The organism is Paenibacillus sp. FSL M7-0134 (assembly GCF_038007865.1).
In the GTDB taxonomy this organism is placed as follows: domain Bacteria; phylum Bacillota; class Bacilli; order Paenibacillales; family Paenibacillaceae; genus Paenibacillus; species Paenibacillus polymyxa_B.
Map to the genome: position 1 here is coordinate 2506045 of NZ_JBBOXV010000001.1, position 19548 is coordinate 2525592.

18 protein-coding genes are annotated in these 19548 nt (G+C 45.3%); 14 read left to right on the forward strand and 4 right to left on the reverse strand.

The annotated features are described in order from the left end of the window. Positions 1–89: 89 nt before the first annotated feature. Positions 90–1307, reverse strand: coding sequence for an aminotransferase-like domain-containing protein (locus NSQ58_RS11210; protein ID WP_341057411.1), 1218 nt, complete (start codon positions 1305–1307; stop codon positions 90–92). 116 nt (positions 1308–1423) lie between these two features. Between NSQ58_RS11210 and pdxR the strand changes: the two genes are divergently transcribed. After that, on the forward strand, positions 1424–2899 hold the full coding sequence (pdxR, locus tag NSQ58_RS11215; protein WP_053325778.1) for a MocR-like pyridoxine biosynthesis transcription factor PdxR: 1476 nt from the start codon (positions 1424–1426) through the stop codon (positions 2897–2899). A gap of 88 nt (positions 2900–2987) precedes the next feature. Continuing rightward, entirely contained in the window at positions 2988–3218 is a 231-nt protein-coding gene (locus NSQ58_RS11220) for a hypothetical protein (RefSeq protein ID WP_071558470.1), read from the forward strand. Positions 3219–3275: 57 nt separating this feature from the next. On the opposite strand, the gene NSQ58_RS11225 is transcribed toward NSQ58_RS11220, so the two are convergent. After that, positions 3276–5156, reverse strand: coding sequence for a S8 family peptidase (locus NSQ58_RS11225; RefSeq protein ID WP_341057412.1), 1881 nt, complete (start codon positions 5154–5156; stop codon positions 3276–3278). A 185-nt stretch (positions 5157–5341) separates the two neighbouring features. On the opposite strand from NSQ58_RS11225, the gene NSQ58_RS11230 reads away from it, so the two are divergent. From NSQ58_RS11230 to thiI, 6 genes are all read left to right on the forward strand, one after another. Continuing rightward, positions 5342–5848, forward strand: coding sequence for a YpuI family protein (locus NSQ58_RS11230; RefSeq protein ID WP_013311121.1), 507 nt, complete (start codon positions 5342–5344; stop codon positions 5846–5848). A gap of 187 nt (positions 5849–6035) precedes the next feature. Continuing rightward, the gene (locus NSQ58_RS11235) at positions 6036–6263 is read left to right on the forward strand and encodes a DUF1540 domain-containing protein (protein WP_013311120.1); all 228 of its coding nucleotides are present in this window, start codon (positions 6036–6038) and stop codon (positions 6261–6263) included. A gap of 44 nt (positions 6264–6307) precedes the next feature. Beyond that, positions 6308–6700 (forward strand): hypothetical protein, encoded by a 393-nt coding sequence (locus tag NSQ58_RS11240; protein WP_341057413.1) that lies wholly within the window; start codon positions 6308–6310, stop codon positions 6698–6700. Positions 6701–6922: 222 nt separating this feature from the next. Next, positions 6923–7615: a lytic transglycosylase domain-containing protein gene (locus NSQ58_RS11245; protein ID WP_023989469.1), complete on the forward strand. Its 693-nt coding sequence runs from the start codon at positions 6923–6925 to the stop codon at positions 7613–7615. A 158-nt stretch (positions 7616–7773) separates the two neighbouring features. Further along, a complete protein-coding gene (locus NSQ58_RS11250; RefSeq protein ID WP_341057414.1) occupies positions 7774–8922 on the forward strand; it encodes a cysteine desulfurase family protein in 1149 nt (382 codons plus the stop codon). A gap of 1 nt (position 8923) precedes the next feature. Further along, a complete protein-coding gene (gene thiI, locus NSQ58_RS11255) occupies positions 8924–10150 on the forward strand; it encodes a tRNA uracil 4-sulfurtransferase ThiI (protein WP_341057415.1) in 1227 nt (408 codons plus the stop codon). Between the two features lie 73 nt (positions 10151–10223). On the opposite strand, the gene NSQ58_RS11260 is transcribed toward thiI, so the two are convergent. Beyond that, complete coding sequence (locus NSQ58_RS11260) at positions 10224–10919, reverse strand: TerC family protein (RefSeq protein ID WP_025722107.1); 696 nt, start codon at positions 10917–10919, stop codon at positions 10224–10226. A 217-nt stretch (positions 10920–11136) separates the two neighbouring features. On the opposite strand from NSQ58_RS11260, the gene NSQ58_RS11265 reads away from it, so the two are divergent. From NSQ58_RS11265 to NSQ58_RS11285, 5 genes are all read left to right on the forward strand, one after another. Beyond that, a complete protein-coding gene (locus tag NSQ58_RS11265; protein WP_023989465.1) occupies positions 11137–11796 on the forward strand; it encodes a TerC family protein in 660 nt (219 codons plus the stop codon). A gap of 94 nt (positions 11797–11890) precedes the next feature. Continuing rightward, positions 11891–12382, forward strand: a complete 492-nt coding sequence (locus NSQ58_RS11270; RefSeq protein WP_023989464.1) for a LiaF transmembrane domain-containing protein — start codon at positions 11891–11893, stop codon at positions 12380–12382. 290 nt (positions 12383–12672) lie between these two features. Next, a complete protein-coding gene (typA, locus tag NSQ58_RS11275) occupies positions 12673–14514 on the forward strand; it encodes a translational GTPase TypA (protein WP_013311112.1) in 1842 nt (613 codons plus the stop codon). Between the two features lie 125 nt (positions 14515–14639). Beyond that, entirely contained in the window at positions 14640–15701 is a 1062-nt protein-coding gene (locus tag NSQ58_RS11280) for an LCP family protein (RefSeq protein ID WP_023989463.1), read from the forward strand. Between the two features lie 299 nt (positions 15702–16000). Further along, positions 16001–17332 (forward strand): PhoH family protein, encoded by a 1332-nt coding sequence (locus NSQ58_RS11285; protein WP_023989462.1) that lies wholly within the window; start codon positions 16001–16003, stop codon positions 17330–17332. A gap of 100 nt (positions 17333–17432) precedes the next feature. On the opposite strand, the gene NSQ58_RS11290 is transcribed toward NSQ58_RS11285, so the two are convergent. Next, entirely contained in the window at positions 17433–18518 is a 1086-nt protein-coding gene (locus tag NSQ58_RS11290; protein WP_341057417.1) for a hypothetical protein, read from the reverse strand. 297 nt (positions 18519–18815) lie between these two features. Between NSQ58_RS11290 and NSQ58_RS11295 the strand changes: the two genes are divergently transcribed. Next, a complete protein-coding gene (locus NSQ58_RS11295) occupies positions 18816–19466 on the forward strand; it encodes an RsfA family transcriptional regulator (protein WP_013311108.1) in 651 nt (216 codons plus the stop codon). Positions 19467–19548 lie beyond the last annotated feature (82 nt).

Consider the following 19548-nt stretch of genomic DNA (forward strand, 5'->3'; position numbering starts at 1 on the left):
AAATTCCAAACGAATCAGGGGGTAACAGCGATCGTAAAATCAAATGATTCGTGAAGCGGCCTCACGTACATATCCTGCCAACTCCATCATCACACGCTTTTTACCACACTTTCCTCTGTGTACATCTTCAGTGCTCGATCCAATCGGTCAACCGCTTTAGGCAGCAGGGAAGGATCCGTATGCGTGAAGTTGATCCGCATGTGGTTGCTGCCACTTAGGTCAGCATAGAAGACTTGTCCGGGGACAAATGCGACTCCTTCCTGAATTGCGAGTTGCAGCAACCGATCAGAACGGAAGCCCTCGGGTAGAGTAACCCACATAAACATACCGCCGAGTGCATCATTCCAGGTGATTCCTTCCCATTGACGTTCTTTCATCAGCGATGTGAGACGTAGCATACGAGTGTAGTACTCGGCGGACACGGTACGAATATGTCCGTCCAAGTCAAAAAAGTCCAATAACTCATTCAAAGCACGTTGATCAATACTGCTGGAGTGCAGATCGGCAGATTGTTTGGCATTCGCGACTTTAACGACGATAGCTTGATCGGCTACCAACCATCCAGAGCGAACACCAGGAGCAACGGTTTTAGAGAATGTAGAAGTGTACATCACATGACCGTCTCCACCTAGTTGTTGATCAATTGAGAAAAGGGATGGAAAGTTAAGGTTTTCGTCAAATTTAAGACGTCCGTAAGGATCATCTTCAAAAATCAAAGTGCCGTATTTACGGCATAGTTCAACAACGCCCGTTCTGCGTTCCATACTCCAAACACTTCCTGCCGGGTTGGAGAAGGTGGGGATGACATACACGAATTTAGGCTGATGTTTTTTGAGCTTGGCTTCAAGATCTTCTAATCGCATACCGTTAGAGTCTGTATCTACACTTACAATGTTGGCACCATAGGAATTAAATACCTGAAGAGCTGCCAAATAAGTAGGGGACTCCACCAATACAGTATCCTGCGGATCGAGCAACACACGCGAAACCAGATCAATGGTCTGCTGTGAGCCCGTCGTCATGATGATATTATCTCTGGTGACGGAGATGCCTTGGGATGACATGATTGCTGCAAGACGTTCCCGTAGAGGAATGTAGCCCTCGGTTAGGCCGTATTGAAGAGCGGTAGTACCGCCGAGACGAAATACCCGCTCATAGGCTTTAGCAACAGCTTCGATGGGGAAAAAGGCATCGGCCGGAAGGCCGCCTGCCAGAGATAACACATCTGTTCCCTGTGTCAGCTTTAAAATGTCCCTTACCATGGACGAGCCCTGAGTACGAGCCATACCCGAAAATTTGTGTTCCAATCCAATCATCTCCTGTGTTCTATACTGTACTATGAAATTTGTTGTATTATATCGATAATGAAGTATAACAGTAAACGTCTAAATGTAACAGTTGATTTTTGGAGGGGACGGTTCCGATGCATATTGATCTCAGCCGCAATAGCAGTGTCAAATTATATTTACAGATTGCCAAAACATTAGCAGATCGCATCCAGTCTGGATTGCTGCCTCAGGGCACAAAGCTTCCCTCTGTCCGTCATTTGTCCAGTCTGCTTGCGGTAAGTCCCGTAACTGTAAGCAAGGCGTATGCTGAGTTGGAGTCTATTCATTTGGTTACCTGTACACAGGGAAAAGGTTGCTATGTAGCGGAGCCTTCGGTAGCTGTTCAACGTGAGGGAGCACAGGACTTGTCATGGCAAATGTCGCTGATCGATTATTTGCCGCGCGCACAGTTATGGAGAAACTTTAACCATAGCAGACAGTTTCCTTATTCTTTTCATATAGCAGCAATTCAACCGGAGCTTCTTCCTACACGCGAAATCATCGCTGATACTCAACGTCTATCCTCTGGAAATCCCGATGCAATGGCAGCATACGGGACTTTTGAAGGTGATTTAGCGCTGAGGGAAGTGTTTGCAGATCACCTGAACGAACGCGGTATATGCACAGTGGCAGAACAGCTGCTCGTGACTAGTGGTGCCCAACAGGGCATTGACTTGGTGGCACGTACCTTTGTTGGTTCTGGTGATGTTGTCTACATGGAGGCTCCTACATATACGGGGGCCATTGATGTGTTTACCAGTCGTGGTGCCAAAGTAATTATGATTCCGATGGATGAGCAGGGCATGCGGATTGATATCCTCACACGTCTCTGTGACACTCATCCCCCAAAACTAATCTACACGATACCCACCTTTCATAATCCTACCGGAGTAACTTTAACGATGGCCAGACGCACACAATTACTGGATCTAGCTCAAAGTTATCATTGCCTCATTGTTGAGGATGATCCATTTTCCGACCTATACTATAAAACAAAGCCGCCACTCTCTATCAAGGCGCATGATCAGTCCGGACATGTGATATATATCAAAAGCTTTAGCAAAACCGTTGCTCCCGGCTGCCGTATAGCTTGTGTAGCGGCCACTGGCAGTGTAATGGATCGTTTGGTGGCTGCCAAGTCTACTACGGATTTGGGGAGCCCTCTATTAACGCAAAAAGCGCTATTGCCCTTTATCAAGAACCGACTTGATCAGCATCTTGTTAGGTTGCGGGAACAAATGCGGGATCGGTTGACAGTCGCGTTGCATACGCTCCAGCGCTATGCTCCGCCAGAGGTCAGCTGGTATGCTCCCGAAGGCGGCTTAAATGTGTGGATTAAGCTTCCACCTAATGTTGATATTCCAGAATTGGAGCGGCTGGCTGACCGAGAAGGAGTTTCCTTTTTACCTGGTGCAGTATGCTATGCAGGTGGTATGGACAGTAATCATATCCGTATTTCTTTTTCGTATGCGGACAAGGAAACACTTAAAACAGGTCTTCACAAACTGTGCCGTTTGTTGGGCGAACTGCTTGATCATTCGGTCATTGTTGAACGGAAGCCTATTTTATAAGGGATATTTGTATTAGGGGGTAAACATCCAAGCACAGCACACGCCTTCTTAATATGCTGTACTAATTCACCGAAAGGAGTTGCACATTATGAGTCATTGCCCCTACGACCCGATCGTGTGCCCGCCGATCCAATTTGTAAATCATCAATTTTTCCCACAAGTCGTGCCTGTGGTTCATCCGATTGAAATTGTTAATCAGACGCACATTGTACCTGTACCTCATCACGTATTTCCGGTGAGTATAAAGGACCCTGGAGAACCTTGCTGTCATACTCGCAGCCATGGCAAGCGTCCTGTTCGCAGCAGTTCCAAGCGTTAATAAAGCCCAAAAAAGCAGCCATGGAGCAACATGGCTGCTTTTTTCCAATAAGGAATCTTACGTTTCCAGTTTCTTTAATATTGATTTTAACTTGTCACTTAAATGCTGTGGATAGAATTGCAAAGGAACATATGGACGTTGTGCTGCTTTCAACGCTTTATACACGTCAATTTGACCATATCCGAAATATTTGTCATGCCCGGGTGTGCCCAAGTCAATTACGCTGCTTCTCATTAAATCCATAACCTCTTTGTTGGTCAGATCGGGGTTAATGGATCGAATCAGTGCAGCAAGCGCTGATACATGGGGACTGGCCATTGAAGTACCCGACAGTGCAGCATATTGGTTCCCTGGGTACGTACTGGCAATACTTGCACCTGGAGCCATGACGTCTACATAATCTCCATAGTTAGAAAAGGATGCACGGTGCATAGAAGAATCTGTAGCGGAAACGGCAAATACTTCAGGATACGCTGCTGGATAGCCAGGTCGTTCCGTATTGTCATTACCTGTAGCTGCAACTAATACGACATCTTTATCATAGGCGTATTTGATTGCATCATGCAAAAATTCAGCTTGTGCGTAATTGCCCAGACTCAAATTGATGACCTTGGCCCCATGATCAGCTGCCCATATAATACCTTCTGCAACCGAGTAAGTCGTACCGGAGCCGGATTGGTCAAGAACCTTAATCGGCATGACTTTGTTGTACCATGTCATGCCAGCGACCCCCTCACCATTATTCACGAGTGCAGAAATGATCCCAGCGACGTGCGTTCCGTGACCGACGTCATCATAAGGCTTTTCAGACGGATTTACCACGTTATGACCTGAAAGGATTTGACCTTTTAGGTCGGGGTGATCCAAATCTACTCCCGTATCTACGACAGCGACAATTACGTCCTTGCTGCCTTTGCTTAATTTCCAACCCCGGTTGGTTTCAGTAGCCGGCAGATTCCATTGATAGCGGGAAAAGAGCAAATCATTGGGGATAGAGCTGTCCGCTTTGATAGGTGTTTTCTCATTGGTTAGATACATATAGTGAGGCTCAGTATAAAGCGGGTTCCACTTTCTTGAAAAATATTGCTTTAGTTCCTTGAAGTTCATCCTATCCGAATGAAATACATAGGTATAACCAAGCTTGCGGCCTGGCGCACAGTGTAAATCTGCTGCGATTTCCTGCAGTTGTCGTGAATCAGGATTGTGACGGAAGCGAACGACAATTTCGTTTTCGAAATAATGGCTTGCATTTTCGTTGTCGTGGCCCGTCTTGACAGTTATATCGTGCAATGTGTCGGGATGTACGGATTCGATTTTGTAGCTGCCTTCTTTTGGATAGGGAATCAAACGCAAATTCTTCCGCTGATGCTTCTCCACGTCACGCAATACTTGCTGACTGATCAGGGCAGCAACGCCGCATGTTCCGTCAGCCGATGGTTCTGCCATGACAAAATATTTACCGCCTTCAGCCTGAAATGCAGCAGATTCGTAGGATTTATTTTGCATGACGGAACGGCGAGCCGCAGCCAAGCTGCTTTTGATTTGAGGATGACTGAGCAGACGAGTTTGTGCTTTGCTGCCCGTATAGGTGCTCGTGTTCCCGTCGCGTGTGTGAATCCACAGTAACGTATGAAGATGACTGTGTGATTGCTGCAGTGTGCGAGTAAACTGTCTTTTCTGATCAGCAGTTTTACCATCAAGCTCCCGCATCACGTATTGAATATCCTGCCTTGCATCCATGCGTGTGAGGGTATCCGTAGCGGACAGGTCCAAAGCCAACATTCCTTTTTTGAGCTGCTTCTCTTGCTGTGGCACCATCTTGGCCGTATATTCGGGTTGCGGTGTAGGGCGATGATCACGGGAAGGCAGCATCAGTGTGATGAGAAGCACCCCGGCAGCTGCTCCTAGCAGGGGTTTTAACCATTTTCGCCGAGACATGGGACCGTCCTCCTTGAGTATTCATAAATTTATGGTTTAGCGTGAGGAGGTTGGCATGTTTTTATACCTTTCAATGCTCATTTGTGGTAGGATAAATACTGAAAATTACAGCTCTTTCGGTTAGAAGGACTATTTTCGGGTAACCAAATTGATGAACAAGCAACAAATAAGGGGGAGCTGCCTTGATGTCAGCAGTCAACGTACAAAAATTATGTGAGTCGGCGCAGGAGAGACTGAAAACTGCCGTGAAACGGGTGGAAACATTCCTCAATGAGCATGCTCTGCCGCAACTGGTTGCAGATGGCAATGAGGAGTCCGTACTTTTTTACAAAGGCTTTTTGTCGGATCTCCGTCATGTCCTTGTTTTTTCCGAAGTATCTTATGAAAAGCTGGGTGTGGCTTTACGCCGTGCCAATTTTGACGTCGATTTTGCGGAAAAGGCATTGTATAACGTTTACCATGACTGCGTGAACAGCTTTTTTTATCCCAAAAATGAATCTTACGCAGAGGATGGACGCTATGCGTATACGGGACAAGATGCTATCCGCTTCCGTAAAACGCCAGTGCCAGCCGCTCGCGAAGTGATCATGGACATTACGAAAAATTTTGAAGAATTGCGTGATGATCTGACTTATTATGAAAGTGACTATTTGACTCAGCGCCGGATGCAGACTCGACGTACTCATGCCTAAAGCATTCAACGGGGAAGATCATTTCTAATCAAAAACTAAAACAAGACAAGCAAGCCGTTTTCTACTTGCTTCCTGCCATTTTGGAGGAGGTGAAGGAAGCGGCTTTTTTCGTATGTCACCAACTGCCATATACCATGAACGCATAGGTGCAGGGTAGCGGGGGGACAATGAATCCGAGGTGATGATCATGAGCCAAGAGGCCAAGCCAATCGTTAAGTGTAGCGTAGCCAATTGCCATTATTGGGGAGAAAACAACTTGTGCAAGGCAGATTTGATCATGATTGAAGTTGATGGTCATGCCGGAAAGAAATTTAAAGAAGAATATGCGGGAGAAAGCTTCAGTTCAGAAGAACGTGATAAGGCTGCCACGTCAGCCGCAACCTGTTGCCACACTTTTAAGCCGAAGTCCGTGTGAATTTTATTACGCGATTCATTTCGCATTTGGAGGTGCAGTTTATTATGGAAGATCATGAAAACGACAAGCATCAGAATGAAGAGCATGTTAGCCGCAAACGTGTAGATTACCCCCGTCACATTCATGAACGATCTGCCAAGCGCCGTAATGATCGTGAAGAATATGCAGCAGAGGTTGCTCCCGGATCAGTTGTGACTCGACATGAGGTCAAGGGTGAAAAGCAGGTTATAAACAATAGTGGTCGTATTTCTGGCTATATTGGTCTGGCTGCAGGAATTGCCTCATTGTTTATGTGGTCAATTGTGCTGGGGCCTATTGCTGCAGTTTTAGGTTTTTTTGCTTATGTGAATGGCAGCAAAACGACCGGCATTTGGTCGATTGGTCTTGGGGCGCTGGCAACATTGAGTTATTTTGCTTTTATCCCGTTCGTTCGTTGACCCTACTGGAGGAAAAAGCTCAGTTTTCTTTTGTATATCCGAGAAAAATCATCTTAGTGATATAATTACATTAAAGCTGATCTATAAAGCTCCGCTGTCTTTTCGACAGAAACGGAGCTTTTTTTCATTAAAAGGTATGGAAGTACATAGTAAAAAGTTGTATCATAGCAGTAATGACAAGCTATTTGGGATACAACAACTATAGAAAGTTGGGAACACCACATGCAAATTGATCCGCGCGTGTCCAAGTCCATGTTAGACATGCAGCTGTTAAATAATATGAGTGCTACAACCCAGACGGGTACAACGGACGCTTTTTCCGGATTACTGGAACAAGTAGGTCAGTTGGAAACAGATGGTGCTGTGACTCGAGAAAATTCAAGTGATGTTACCAGAGACGAAAACGGTTTACTATGGCTTCAATTGGGACCTTCCAGGGGAACGGCTTCGTCACTGTATCCCGCTCCTTCCAGTACAGCAACAGACGGACCCACAACACCTACAGCATATGATGATTTGATTAACGAGGCTAGTCAGAAATACGGCATTCCAGTAGCGTTGATTAAAGCAGTTATTGATACGGAATCTTCATTCAATCCGTCGGTCACTTCTTCGGCCGGAGCCAAAGGGCTTATGCAGCTTATGGATGCTACGGCTCAAGGTCTGGGAGTCAGTGACCCATATGATCCTGTTCAAAATATTGATGCAGGTGTTCGTTATTTGTCTTACCAGATTAAACGGTTTAACGGACAAGAAAATATGGCGCTGGCTGCATATAATGCAGGTCCCGGACGGGTGCAGCGGCTTGGTGTAAATAGTGATGAACAGTTAATGGCTGTACTGGACAAGCTTCCGCTGGAAACGCAAAGATATATTACCAAAATTCAAAATGCACGTGAAAAATATACGATCTAAGCCCTATAGCTTATAACGAAAAAAAGTGCGTAATTTCAATTAGATTAGGTCCGCAGACAGGATCAATATGGGGAAAGCGTGTCGCTATAATGTAGCAGCCTTTCCCTGTTTTGGTCTTTTTTTGTTGCAGTAGTTATAGGGCGGAAAAGGGGAGTGCAATGAAATATTTTGATTATGCCGCGACAACTCCACCTTTTGAAGAGGTGATTACAACAGTTGCCGAGGTCATGAGACGCCACTATGGGAATCCATCTTCAATGCATCGGTATGGAGAGGACGCGGATAAGTTGCTTAAGCGTTCGCGCGAAGTATGTGCTGCGGCTTTGGGAGTGTATCCATCAGAGATTGTCTTCACATCCGGAGCAACGGAAAGCAACAATCTTGCTATTAAGGGAGCAGCTTTGCAGTATCAGACCAGAGGCAAGCATATTGTTACTGTATCAACAGAGCACCCGTCTGTGTACGAAGCTTGCAGACAACTGACAAATCTGGGCTTCGAGGTTACATTTTTACCTGTCGATGCGGAGGGGCATGTGAGCGCCGAACAGGTTTGTGCCGCTGTCCGTAAAGATACGATTTTAGTCAGTATCATGCATGTCAATAATGAGACGGGAAGGGTGCAACCGTTGCATGATATCGGAGCTGCGTTGAAGAAACAGTCCCCCCGTGTGCTATTTCATATTGACGGTGTACAGGGGTTTGGAAAGCTACCGGTTGATATCCGGGGCTGGCAGGCTGATCTGTACAGCCTCTCTGCGCATAAGCTGCGTGGACCCAAAGGTGCTGGACTACTATTCGTTCGGGAAGGTGTGGAGCTTTTCCCACTGCATAGTGGCGGCTCTCAGGAGCAGGGTTTTCGTGCAGGTACGGAAAATGTACCGCTGCTAGTCGGTATGTCTAAGGCGGTAAGGTTGGCGGGCGAACGGCAAGCAGAGACAGCACGCCGTATGACCGAGTGGAGAGAACGGGTGGTCGCAGAAGTGAAGACAATCCGTCAACTGCGGCTGAACAGCGGGGAAGAAGCGCCGCATATTGTCCACTTTTCGTATCCGGGCATGAAGGCCGAGGTAATGCTGCATACGTTGGAGCAATTGGGTGTGGTAGTATCCACCAAATCGGCTTGCTCTTCGAAATTGGCTGAACCCAGTCGGGTGCTGCTGGCGATGGGATGCAATGAGGCGGAAGCGTCTGGCGGCATTCGTATCAGCTTCGGTGATGAGCATTCGGAACAGGATATCGATGAGCTTATACTTGCACTGCGACAGGCTGTAGCCAAGCTGGAATCCCTTGAAAGGTGGAAACGTTAAAATGCACTATGATATGTTGTTACTTCGCTTCGGTGAATTTACATTAAAAGGGAAGAATCGGACTCGTTTTGAAAAGGCAGTACTGAATCACGTGAAGCTGCTACTCAAACCGTTTCCCGGTGCTTCTTTGCGGAAGGAATTTGGACGGATTTATGTGGTTCTCGGAGGAGAGCCTTATGAACAGATCATTCAAGTGTTACAAAAAGTGTTTGGCATCACGACAATAAGTCCTGTCAAAATGGCTCCTGTCGAGCTTGGTGCTATAATTGAGACCGCTGTAGCTTTGATGCGTGAGCTGAATGTGGACGAGGGAACGACTTTCAAGGTAAATGCCCGCAGAGTGTGGAAGGAATTTGCCCATTCTTCACAAGAGATGAACCATTTAATTGGTTCTCCTATTTTGCGAGAGTTTCAAGCGTTGAGGGTCGATGTACATCGACCAGATATTGAGTTACGTGTGGAGGTTAGAGAGCAGGCGGCCTATATATTCAGCGATGTTATTATGGCTGTAGGGGGCTTTCCGTTAGGAACGAACGGTAAAGCTATGCTGCTGCTGTCTGGTGGAATTGATAGCCCGGTAGCAGGGTGGTCTTCCATGCGTAGAGGATTGGAAATTGAATGTGTGCATTTTTATAGCTATCCGTTTACAAGTGAGCGTGCGAAAGAAAAGGTCATTGAATTGGCAAGGGTCTTAGCAGGCTATGCGGGTCGGATTAAAATCCACCTTGTGCCGTTTACAGAGGTGCAGACGGCCTTTACGCGCACTGGACAGGATAATCTGATTATTACGTTAATGAGACGGTCTATGTTACGAATTGCAACGATGCTGGCTGAGCGTGAAGGAGCACTGGCACTCGTGACGGGCGACAGTCTGGGGCAAGTCGCTAGTCAAACGTTATCCAGCATGAATGTGATTGGCCGTTCGACAGAATTACCATTGCTGCGACCTCTCGTAATGATGGATAAGCAGGAGATCACGGAAATCGCAAAGCAAATTGGCACCTACGATCTATCCATCCTTCCATATGAGGATTGCTGCACATTGTTTGTTCCCAAATCCCCAACCACTAATCCGAATTTGTGGGTTGTTCAAAAGATTGAAGCCTCTATTCGGGATTTAAATGCCTTGATTGAACAGGCTGTGGCTGAAACGGAGACACTTGTCCTGGAGGCAGGTGGAGCTATAGAGGGGCGTAAAGAGGAAGTTATACAGGAAGATTGGTTTTAATTTAAAAAGGCAGACCCACCAGCTAATTTGGGTCTGCCTTTTTATTTTAGTTAAAAACAGTTTTTGAATCATTTTAGACGGCTTTTTCTCGACTGGATACTGCTCTGCGATTTTGAAGATATCCTGTGAGCAAAATACCAGCCATAACTGCGGCAATAAACAAGATACGCAGCGCAGGGTGCTCGGTAAAATAGGGTTCCAGCTTACGTTCTTCAGTAATCATATTAGAGGCTGTATAACCAAGAACAGCCGATCCCAAATAGATAATCCAGGGGAATTTATTGATCAGTTTGATAAAAAGAGTGCTACCCCATACAACGATCGGTACGCTAATTAACAGGCCCAGCACTACAAGTAGCAAATGCTGCTGGGCCGCGCCAGCAACCGCAATCACGTTGTCCAGACCCATAGCCGCATCGGCTACAACAATCGTGCGGATAGCACCCCATAACGTTGTTCCCGCTTTGACTTCGGTATGGTCCTCCTGGTCTACGAGTAACTTATACGCGATCCAGACTAACATGACACCCCCGATGAGTAACAACCACGGTACTTGAAGCAACCAGAGTACCACAATGGTGGCTGCTATGCGAATGAGCAGGGCACCACCGGTACCGTACAGTATCGCTTTTTTTTGCGTGGCAGGAGGCAGCTTTCTGGCGGCAAGTCCAATTACAATCGCATTATCTCCTGCGAGCAGAAGATCAATAAATATCACATTAAGCAGTAGCCAAAAGAACTGAAGTCCGGACATATCAATCGTTCTCATCTCCCTGATTAAACATCCTAAAATCATTGTATGTTGTTTATTTTAATACCCGTTTTTCGGAAATACGATTCATTATATTGCTGTTTGTTATTGATTTCAAGGTCTTTACTCAACAAATTTGACATCAATTTTTAATAAATGATGACTTATTTGACAAGGCTTATAAGCATAGCCTCGTCCTATTTCGCATACAAGTAGGATGGGGGTGTTTGTACACATGGAGCATATCATTTTGCTGTTGAAAATATTAATGATTAATTTGGTATTAAGCGGTGATAATGCAGTTGTTATAGCCATGGCGAGCAAAAACTTGCCTGCAAGGCAGCGGAGTCAAGCTATATGGTGGGGGGCAGTCGGTGCAGTCCTCCTGCGCTGTGTTTTGACTTTTGTAGCTGTCATTTTGCTGGGCATACCCTTTATTCAGGCGGCAGGCGGTCTACTTCTGTTATGGATTGCGTTTAAGCTGCTTTATGAGAATGAGGATCATGTGGGAGTCAGAGCAGAAACAACCATATGGAAGGCTATACAGGTGATTCTGGTAGCGGACTTTGTGATGAGTCTAGATAACGTATTAGCTATTGCAGCCCTAGCAGATGGGGATATCGCCATTATCGTCATTGGTATTGCAATTAGCATTCCGATTGTCGTCTGGGGCAGCAACGTGATTGCGATCTGGCTTCATCGGTTCCCTGTACTTGTTTTGCTTGGATCTGCAATCCTGGCTTTTACGGCAGGAGAAATGCTACTCCGTGATCCCCGATTGGGTGTGTGGTTAGCAGGTGCGGGGGAGCTAATACATGCATGGTTACCGGGACTTTTGGCCGCAGCAGTTGTCATTGTAGGAATATATCGTCAGTTACGAGCTCGCCATATTTGAACGTAGTTTTTTTGGAAAACATCGGCTAAAATATACTTAAAAACAATCACATTAAAAGACCTAAAAACAAATTCAGCAAACAAAGGAGACCACGATGAATTCCGGAAAAGAGCGTATGATCGGAGTGGGCATTGTTGCCGTAGGACTGATTATTTTGTTGGGGAAACTGGGGACGTTCTCCTTCTTGGGACGAAACTTTTGGCCTTTGCTGTTTTTAATACCTGGAATCGTACTGCATGCAATGTACATGAAGCGTAAAGTTTCACCCTTTATGTTGCTGCCGGCAGGGATTTTGTCGGTTTATGGCTTCTTATTTTTGCTCTGCAATATTTGGGGCTGGCATTTAATGGCCTATTTATGGCCTTTGCTACTTCTAGGTGTGGCGATTGGATTATGGCAGTACGCCATTAATGATATTTCGCTTTCTCGTAATGTTTATACAGGGGGCGTGATATTGGGGTTGATATCGGTGTTTTTATTGGTCATTACCCTGCTAAGAACGGGCATCATATATGTTATTGCAGTTTTACTGATCGGAGCTGGAACCTGGTTGGTCCTAAACAACCGTGGCAAACGCAAAAGGTAAAACGACAAGCTGTGAGATTTTATGGCGGTAAATTACGGAACAGGCAATAATGTCTTGCTTTATGACATATTTCAACTATAATATAATGGATATGATAAGAGCGTCGGAGATTTCTGACGCTTATTTTAAGGTTTTCACGCGAATCGGAGAGAGAAGCTGTCTGTACAAAGCCTGAAACATATAGAAGGCTGGCAGGGAGTGGGCCTAAAGAACGATTGTTAGCCTTGAATTAGCACTGCTTCAGGATAGAGACACTATTTTGATATACGGAAAGGATATGGATACAAACCATGCATGCAAGAGAAAACATTCGCAATATTGCGATTATTGCCCACGTCGACCACGGAAAAACGACGCTTGTCGACAAGCTGCTTCAACAGTCCGGAACATTTAGAGAACACGAGGCTGTTCAGGAGCGCGCCATGGACTCCAACGATCTGGAGCGTGAACGCGGTATTACGATTTTGGCTAAAAATACAGCAATCACTTACAAAGATTACCTGATTAACATTGTAGATACACCGGGACACGCCGACTTTGGTGGCGAAGTGGAACGGATTATGAAAATGGTTGACGGTGTTTTGCTCGTCGTTGATGCTTACGAAGGTTGCATGCCGCAAACGAAATTCGTACTGCGTAAAGCGCTGGAACAAAATCTGACGCCTATCGTTGTAGTGAACAAAATTGACCGTCCGGCAGCTCGTCCGGCAGAAGTCATTGACGAAGTACTGGATTTGTTCATCGAGCTGGGTGCGAATGATGAGCAACTGGAATTCCCTGTTGTGTACGCTTCGGCGCTGAACGGAACATCCAGCATGGATGCTGAAAAGCAAGACGACAACATGCAAGCATTGTACGAAACAGTTGTAGAGCACATTCCGGCTCCAACTGAGAAAGTAGATGAGCCTCTTCAATTCCTCGTAACACTGATGGACTATAACGAATACCTTGGCCGAATTGCAGTAGGTCGTGTAAACCGCGGTATCATTAAACAGGGGCAAGCAGTCACAGTTATGCAGCGTGATGGTAGCAGTAAATCAGCACGTATTGAGAAGCTGTTCGGCTTCCAAGGTCTGAAACGTATTGAAACTGACCAAGCGGGCGCTGGTGACATTGTGGCGATTGCGGGAATTAAGGATATCAACATTGGTGAAACCATTGCTGATCCAAATCATCCTGAAGCGCTGCCTGTACTGAAGATTGATGAGCCAACGCTGCAAATGACCTTCCTGGTTAACAACAGCCCATTCGCAGGTCGCGATGGTAAGTGGGTAACATCCCGTAAATTGCGTGAGCGTCTTCTGAAAGAACTCGAAACGGATGTCAGCTTACGTGTTGATGAAACAGATAGCCCGGACGCCTTTATTGTATCCGGACGTGGTGAGTTGCATCTGGGTATCCTGATTGAAAACATGCGTCGTGAAGGTTACGAACTGCAAGTGTCCAAACCGGAAGTTATCGTCAAGGAAATTGACGGTAAGAAAATGGAGCCAATCGAACGTCTCCTCATTGATATTCCGGAAGAAAGCATGGGCGCGGTTATGGAAAGTTTGGGCTCCCGTAAAGCCGAAATGGTTAACATGATTAATAACGGCACCGGACAGGTTCGCTTGGAATTCCTGATCCCTGCACGTGGTCTGATCGGTTACACTACAAACTTCCTGACTTTGACTCGTGGTTACGGCGTAATGAACCATGCGTTTGACAGCTATGGACCATTTGTTGGCGGTCAAGTAGGTGGACGTCATCAGGGTGTTCTCGTGTCAACGGAAAACGGCAGCTCTACATTTTATGGTATGCTGGGCGTAGAAGATCGCGGTATTTTGTTCCTGGAGCCAGGTACTGAAATCTATGAGGGCATGATCGTTGGGGAGCACACACGTGATAACGACATCGTCGTTAACATTTGTAAAGAAAAACAATTGACAAACGTTCGTTCAGCAACAAAAGACGATACAGTTAAACTGAAAACACCTGTTATCTTCTCTCTGGAGCAGGCGCTCGAATATCTGAATGATGATGAGTATTGCGAAATTACACCTAATGCCATCCGTTTGCGTAAAAAGATCTTGAACAAAGGTGAACGCGAGCGTGCGGAGAAACAACGTAAAACAGCACAAGCAAATACGTAATTGATTGGATTGGTCTTTGGCCACAGCGGCGACGCCCGGGAACGGGATGCGCCGCTGTATGTGTTTTAGGATTGTAAACTTGGAGAAAGCGATATTTCTCAAAACGCAGGAAAAGGTGTTGAAGCATGAGTAATCTTTCGAACGGATTGCCTCCCCGGACACAAAGCGGGAAAAAATCCGCCAAACCGAAAAAAACGAAAAAGAAAAAAAGCTTTTTCAGATCGTTTATGAAGTTTGTCTTGTTTTTGCTCATTATAGGTATTTTGGCAGTAGGTGGTTATACCTACTATATTTACAATCAGGTAGAGGAAGTTTTGGATACGGGGATCAACAAGGAAGTACCCAAAACACAATTGGCTGAAGCTAAGCCTTTGACTATCTTATTGCTGGGAACCGATTACCGCCCTGATCATCCGACTTATTTGTCAGACGTTATTATGGTAGCTACATTAAACCCCAATACCAAATCGTCTACCATCGTGTCTTTACCGCGCGATACGCGTCTAGAAATGGATGGATATAAACCACGCAAGTTGAATGAGTATTATCCAGTGTTTAAGGCTAGAGAGAAAGAATCTGGTGAAGTTGCTGAAGAACAAATGAAGAAGATGATCGGCAAATATTTAAACATTGATATCGATTATGTGACGGTTATTAACTTCCAGGGCTTTAGAGATGTAGTAGATAATTTGGGTGGCGTAGATGTGACGGTTGATAAAAACATGTGTTATCGTGACCGTGCAGATGGTACCGATATTAACCTGACAGCTGGAGCCAAGCATTTGAACGGTGATCAGGCTCTTGATTTTGTTCGCTACCGCAAATCGAATTGTCGTCCAAGAACAGCTGAATCTGACGATTTTGATCGCAATCGTCGACAAAATCAGGTGCTTCATTCCCTAATTGACCAAATGCAATCCTTTAACGCTTTGACCAAGTTTAGCGCAATTATTAAATCGGTTGATAAGAATATGATGACAGATATCGAGTCACAGCAAATGAAAAATATCGTACAAACCTATTGGAATATTTCCAAGCAAAATGTGAAATACAATCCGGTGGCAGGAACGTGGCGTAGCCCGTATGTGTACATTGATGAGCAACAGCTCGATTTGGCCAAACAAGCGCTACAAGAGGAATTAGCTAAAAAAGCAAGCGACACTACTGCAGCTTCTTCCAATTCCTGAGTATGTATCTTTCTCCTCTCTTATGTTATACTCGCAGCGAGTAAAGCTCTTATATAACATAAGGGGGTTGAGGTATGTCTAAAGTTATAGTGAACCAAGTCTAGGTCCAGTGAGCAATCACTGGGCCTTTTGTGTCTAATTTTAAAAATGTACAGGCTCAGAGCTATCTTCACTACAACTTTTCGTTGCTTTATCTGCTTTGGGGTTCTTTTTTCAGGGAATCAGCAAGTATTGGGTACCCGGTGAATAGGTATAGGTATGAAACACGAGATTGTCCACGCCGCTTTGGAGGGGATTTAATGAAGAAAATTTTTGTGCTGGATACGAATGTGCTGCTGCATGATCCGAAAGCCATTTTTACCTTCAAAGAACATGAAGTTGTCATTCCAGCTGTTGTTCTGGAAGAAATCGACTCCAAAAAACGCAACGCGGATGAGATTGGACGGAATGCCCGCAATGTATCGCGATTGTTGGACGGGTTAAGAGAAGTAGGTCATCTGCACAGTGGCGTTCCACTTCCCCAAGGTGGGAGGCTTAAGGTTGAGTTAAACCACCGAAGTTTTTTGAAAGTTCAGGAGATGTTCGGGGAGGTTTCGAACGATAACCGGATTTTGGCGGTCGCCTTGAATTATCATCTGGAAGAGCAGGAGCAGCCTGAACCACGTTCGGTCGTTTTGGTCAGTAAAGACGTGCTGGTCAGGATCAAGGCAGATGTACTGGGACTGCTGACCGAAGACTACCTCTCCGATAGAACAGGCGATCTAAGTGAGCTATATCCCGGATACTCGGCAATACAGGTGCACCCGTCCATCATAGATGAATTTTACTCTAACCGTTTTTTACCAATCAAGCCACTGGAACTACCTTATACGCTGTATCCGCATGAATTTGTTATTCTGAAAGATGAAATGGGAACTGGAAAATCAGCTTTGCTGAAAGTGAATCAGGAGGCAGAGCGATTAGAGCCGCTGTACTTAAGTAACGAATCGGTGTGGGGAATCAGCGCGCGTAATGCTCAACAGCGGATGGCATTGGAGCTTTTGCTTAATGACGATATCCCCCTCGTGACCATTACAGGAAAAGCGGGTACGGGCAAAACGCTGCTGGCGCTGGCGGCAGGTTTGCTTAAGGTAGAGGATGAACATCGCTTCAAGAAACTGCTGATTGCTCGGCCTGTTGTTCCTATGGGTAAGGATATTGGTTATTTACCGGGAGAAAAGGATGAAAAGCTTCGCCCGTGGATGCAACCCATCTACGACAATCTAGAGTATCTGTTTGATGCCAAAAAATCAGGTGATATCGACAAAATTTTGATGGGCTTGGGCAGTATTCAGGTGGAGGCACTTACTTATATTCGCGGGCGTTCGATACCTGGGCAATTTATTATAGTCGATGAGGCGCAAAACTTATCCCGACATGAGATCAAAACGATTGTGTCCCGGGTGGGTGAGGGGAGCAAGATCATTTTGATGGGAGATCCGGAGCAGATTGATCACCCTTATCTGGATGCAGCCAGTAACGGTCTAACCTATGTGGTGGAGCGGTTTAAGCAAGAAGGGATTAGCGGGCATATTATGTTGGAAAAAGGAGAACGCTCCAAGCTCGCGCAGTTGGCAGCCGATCTACTATAAAATCCCTACCGTTATTACAATAATAAAGACCTCGGGAATCTCCCGGGGTCTCTTGTTTTATACACGTAAAAATTCAGAACAATGAAAGGTGAGCAAAATTTTACTTAAAGTTTAATTCGAGCTTAACTTCAAGCATTCCTGCTAAAGTGCGTACTTCTGTGGCTTTGACATATGAAATAAGCTGCTGTGGGTAGAAACCCAGATCAAAATCCTTTTCCAGCTTGTTGCGGGTCGTATCAGGTAGCTCCAGACCATTAAATACCAATCGATCCACATGAAATAAAATTGCATTTTTCGGCTCATTCTCTAGCGTGTAGTGACCTTCTACCCTTAATTTCATCGTTCCCTGCTGACCTTCTACCACAATTCGATCCTGCGCAAATGTAAAGTTGAAGTGATTAAACAATTCATTTTCTGACTTTAAAAAACGGTTAAAGTCCTCTTCACGAATGCTTATCGTAATGACTTTTCCATTTGTAACCATGGCACCTTGTTGTTGTTGAATGAATTGTGGTAAATTCTGCATAGCTTGAGCTAATGCTTTAAAGTGCTTATTTACCTCGTAGACACCTACATTCTCCCAATAAGCTGTCATTTCGCCAATTAGCTTGCGTAGGGTATCCGGGTCATTACTGGCGTTAACGCCGTCATTTACACGCGACTGAAGCAGGGCAATGCGTTTACGTTGTGCCAGTAAGTTTGTTTTGACAGTCTCCAGTTCCATTGAGGCTTGGGTGACTTGTTGTTCTGTTTTTCGCATAGATTGATAATTGGATTCATATTCTTGAAGCACATCCTGATCGTGACTAATCAATAATAAGTAGTAATCGTACAGAGAGAGAAGTTGCCTTATACTTTTCGCCCCTAGCACCACACTCAACAGTTTGTCCCTTTCCCCCATATAATAAGATCGCAGCACAGAACCTGCACGCTTCCGTTGTATGGTCATTTGCTCTTGCTGAACGGTGAGATTACTTCGCAGTTCCTGCTGACGCTGCAAAAGGGTATGCTGCTCCTGACTGATTCGCTCAATTTCATGGTCTATCTCTACAATCGACAGGCTATCTTGTAAAATCTGACTTTCTTCATTGGAGGGAGCGGCCAGGGTAGGACGTACATATATGAAAGTTAGCAACATAATGGTGGTCAGCAGGGTGCTGATTGTGATTTTTATTCGTTTGTTCATTTGGTTTCCCCTTTTATGTATTCCCGAAAAAAACTAATGGTAATGTATATGATCCTTTCTGTTTCTTTAACCATTCATTTTATTGTACAGCAGTCTGAGCATGCTTGAAACCCGAAACTGTTTACGTTCACGTATGAGTTCTTGCAGAAATGGAAATACAATTTAGTATCAAATAGATTCTATGAACTCTACGAGAGGCATAGGAATGAATAAACAGCTTTTATACCCTATTCAAATACCGGCAAGATCGGTTCATGAAGACGGTTATTTCAGGATGTTGTTAGGAGGGCTAGAGGCATGACTGCAATAAGACAAGATGCATGGAGTGTGGAAGATGACTTGATATTGGCGGAGGTGACATTGCGGCATATCCGTGAAGGTGGAACGCAGCTCGCTGCGTTTGAGGAGGTTGGACAAAAAATAGGAAGAACCTCTGCAGCATGTGGCTTTCGTTGGAATAGCTGCGTGCGCAAACGTTACGATGAAGCGATTAGTATTGCCAAAGCACAGCGCCAGAAGCGCAGTTATATCCGTAAGCAGAACCCGGTGGGTGTATCACAGGTTGCGGCTTTTGCCTCGCTTGATACAGTCGAAGGTGGATACAGAACGGATGGTGCGAGTGAGGATACATTATCTATTGATGCAGTAATTCGCTTCTTGCGCCAATGGAAGGGATCCGTCCAGGAAACGAATCGGCAGATTAAGATGCTGGAGAAAGATTTACGGGAAAAGGAAGAAGAATTGAATCAGCTTCGCTCCATTAATGACCGGCTGTCCAAAGAAGTGAATGATGTACAAACCGACTATCGTGTTGTGAATGATGATTATAAAGCTCTGATTCAGATTATGGACCGAGCTCGGCGCTTGGCTTTAATCACTGAAGATGAGGAAGAGCTTAAATCCAGATTCAAAATGGACGCCAATGGGAATCTGGAGCGCATTGAGTAACAAGATTACTTCTGCAATATTGAAATAAGACGTCAACTAGCGCTTTGCCGTAGTTGGCGTTTTTTGTATTTCTTTAGAGTGC

Bases quoted from the DNA above. Each gene is read 5' to 3' on its own strand.
- pdxR (WP_053325778.1), top strand. From the start codon at position 1,424: ATGCATATTGATCTCAGCCGCAATAGCAGTGTCAAATTATATTTACAG.
- NSQ58_RS11220 (WP_071558470.1), top strand. From the start codon at position 2,988: ATGAGTCATTGCCCCTACGACCCGATCGTGTGCCCGCCGATCCAATTT.
- NSQ58_RS11225 (WP_341057412.1), bottom strand. From the start codon at position 5,156: ATGTCTCGGCGAAAATGGTTAAAACCCCTGCTAGGAGCAGCTGCCGGG.
- NSQ58_RS11230 (WP_013311121.1), top strand. From the start codon at position 5,342: ATGTCAGCAGTCAACGTACAAAAATTATGTGAGTCGGCGCAGGAGAGA.
- NSQ58_RS11235 (WP_013311120.1), top strand. From the start codon at position 6,036: ATGAGCCAAGAGGCCAAGCCAATCGTTAAGTGTAGCGTAGCCAATTGC.
- NSQ58_RS11240 (WP_341057413.1), top strand. From the start codon at position 6,308: ATGGAAGATCATGAAAACGACAAGCATCAGAATGAAGAGCATGTTAGC.
- NSQ58_RS11245 (WP_023989469.1), top strand. From the start codon at position 6,923: ATGCAAATTGATCCGCGCGTGTCCAAGTCCATGTTAGACATGCAGCTG.
- NSQ58_RS11250 (WP_341057414.1), top strand. From the start codon at position 7,774: ATGAAATATTTTGATTATGCCGCGACAACTCCACCTTTTGAAGAGGTG.
- thiI (WP_341057415.1), top strand. From the start codon at position 8,924: ATGCACTATGATATGTTGTTACTTCGCTTCGGTGAATTTACATTAAAA.
- NSQ58_RS11260 (WP_025722107.1), bottom strand. From the start codon at position 10,919: ATGAGAACGATTGATATGTCCGGACTTCAGTTCTTTTGGCTACTGCTT.
- NSQ58_RS11265 (WP_023989465.1), top strand. From the start codon at position 11,137: ATGGAGCATATCATTTTGCTGTTGAAAATATTAATGATTAATTTGGTA.
- NSQ58_RS11270 (WP_023989464.1), top strand. From the start codon at position 11,891: ATGAATTCCGGAAAAGAGCGTATGATCGGAGTGGGCATTGTTGCCGTA.
- typA (WP_013311112.1), top strand. From the start codon at position 12,673: ATGCATGCAAGAGAAAACATTCGCAATATTGCGATTATTGCCCACGTC.
- NSQ58_RS11280 (WP_023989463.1), top strand. From the start codon at position 14,640: ATGAGTAATCTTTCGAACGGATTGCCTCCCCGGACACAAAGCGGGAAA.
- NSQ58_RS11285 (WP_023989462.1), top strand. From the start codon at position 16,001: ATGAAGAAAATTTTTGTGCTGGATACGAATGTGCTGCTGCATGATCCG.
- NSQ58_RS11290 (WP_341057417.1), bottom strand. From the start codon at position 18,518: ATGAACAAACGAATAAAAATCACAATCAGCACCCTGCTGACCACCATT.
- NSQ58_RS11295 (WP_013311108.1), top strand. From the start codon at position 18,816: ATGACTGCAATAAGACAAGATGCATGGAGTGTGGAAGATGACTTGATA.